This window comes from Roseococcus sp. GW821-FHT12F05, from assembly GCF_058806835.1.
Genome location: NZ_JBXAQB010000045.1, coordinates 1 through 2,276 on the forward strand (window position 1 = coordinate 1; position 2,276 = coordinate 2,276).

The 2,276-nt window shown below is 70.3% G+C and carries 1 protein-coding gene; it reads right to left on the reverse strand.

Annotated elements, in window-relative coordinates; translation table 11 throughout:
• Positions 1 to 1,820 (reverse strand): ABC transporter ATP-binding protein/permease (locus AC1ROY_RS33975; protein WP_493153381.1); only part of this gene is annotated, 1,820 nt, incomplete at its 3' end.
• Positions 1,821 to 2,276 lie beyond the last annotated feature (456 nt).

The window sequence follows — 2,276 nt, forward strand, 5'->3', positions numbered from 1 at the left end:
CCATCGGGCGGATAGCCCTGGCGCAGCCAGTCCACCACCTCCAGCGGGCGGCGGCGCGGCAGGCGGGCCGCCTGGCGCCGGGCATAGACCTCGTTGAGAAGCACCTCCCCGCCGGTCAGGCGCTGCAGCGTCAGTCGCCGGTGGAAGGCCTCGGCGGAACCGGGATGCTGTCCGATCACGACGATCGCGGCCCCAGGGAGCCGATTCCCCATCAGCCGCAGCAGGGCATCCGCGGAAGCGGGATCGAGCGCGTCCGTCGCATCGCCCAGCACCACCCAGGCGGGCCGGAGCAGGATGAGCCGCGCGAAGGCCAGCCGCTGCTGTTCCGCGGCGTTCAGCAGGGCGGCCCAATCCTGCACCTCCTCCAGGCGCGCCGACAGGCCAGCGAGGCCGACCGCGTCGAGGGCCTCGGCAATCCCCGCGTCGTCCGCGCCCTCCGGCGCCTCGGGCAGGGCCAATGCGCTCCGCAGGGTGCCTTCGGGCAGATAGATCTGCCGGCCGATCGCCACCATGCCGGCATCGGCCGGAAGATCGACCCGGCCGAAGCCCCAGGGCCAGATGCCGGCGAGAACGCGGAACAGGGCGCCCGCCGCGTCCGCATCGCCGTCCACCAGCACATGCTCGCCGGGCTCCACCCGCAGCGTCAGGCCGGACAGCATCGCAGTGCCGTCGGGTGCCGCCACAGAGAGATCGGAGACGCCGAGCCAGGGTCCCGGCGCGCGGTCCAGGTTGATGGCGGTCTCGCCCGTCCTGGCGGCCTCCAGCATCGCGACCTGCACCGCCTCCTCCAGCGCCAGCACGCGCTCCACCGAGGCCCGCCACTCGGCGATGCGTTGCAGATTGTCCACCGGCCAGGACAGCGCCGCGGTCACCTGCTGGAACGCCTGCGCCGACTGCATCAGGCGGCCGAGCGTCAGCACGCCCTCGAGGAAGCGCGGCGTCCCGACCAGGATCGGGAAGACGGCGGCCAGGGCGACATAGCCCGAGGAGAAGGCGATCAGCCGCCCCAGCCCCACGGACTGGCTCTTCCAGGCCGCGGCCATGGCCTCGAAGCCCCGGGCGAGCCGCCCCCGCACCCCGGCTTCCGCGCGCGCCAGGGCGATCGCCTCCGCGCTGTCGCGCGCCCGCACGAGGCCGTAGCGGAAATCCGCTTCCCGCGTCTGCCGGAGATTGGTGGCCCGGACCAGCGGGCGGCCCAGCACGAAGGCGACCACCGCGCCCACCCCCGCATAGACGAAGGCGAGCAGGACCAGATGGCCGGGCAGGTCCACGCCCGCCACGCGGACCCAGCCGGAGAGCGACCAGAGGATGCCGATGAAGGTCACCAGCAGGAGCACGCAGTAGAGCAGGGTGCTGGCCAGATCGACCGCGGCTTCCGCCATGACGCGGATGTCCTCCGCGATGCGCCCGTCCGGGTTCGCATGGTCCCCCGGGATGAGGCCCGCCTGGTAATGCCGCGCATCGTCCATCCAGGACCCGATGACCCTGGCCGTGAGCCACCGGCGCCAGTCGAACTGGAGATGCCGGCGGACGACCAGATGCGCCATGTTCGTCGCCATGGTGCCGAGCAGGATGACGGCGAAGACGCCGATCTGGGCCATGGCGTGCTCGGTGGAGCGGATCTCCAGGGCGTCGAAGAGGTCGGCGCTCCAGAGGTTGAGGCGGATCACCAGAGCGATCTGGCCCAGCACCAGCAGCGCCAGCAGGCCCGTGAGCAGGCGTGGCCGCCACTGCCCCTTTCCGGTCCAGTACGGGGCCGTGAGCCTGCCGAAATCCCGAAAGAATTGCGGTGGTCGGGCTATGATGGCGAGGTTGCTCATGACGCGGAGGATATCGCGCCCATGCTTTGGGGACGATGCCCGCCCCCCCGAGCCTGCCTAGATGACGCATTGGGTTCGCGACTTCATAGCCCTGAGGGCTGCGCGGCGGGCCAACGCGGATGGGGCCGGCGGCCACACCACAATGGCGGGGCTGCGTTGATACTGACCCGTTCGCTGCGGACGAGGCGTCCAGAGCCTCTTTCGCAAGCTCAGGGGCTCTCAGACCGCTACACCGCTACATCCCAGGTTTTCTGCGGGTTTCAGCCAGAAATCGGGTCGCTACACATTTTGGCATGTAGCGGGTCGAAATCGTGCTGAGAGCCAGATTTTCCGCGGGTTGTAGCGCTGTAGCGGCTTGGAAATGGCCAAATGGCAGAATCGGCCCCCTTGGACGCGCCTGCGCCCCGCTGCGGCATAACCGCACGCCCTCCTTTGCGATACCATGGCAGGTGAGGT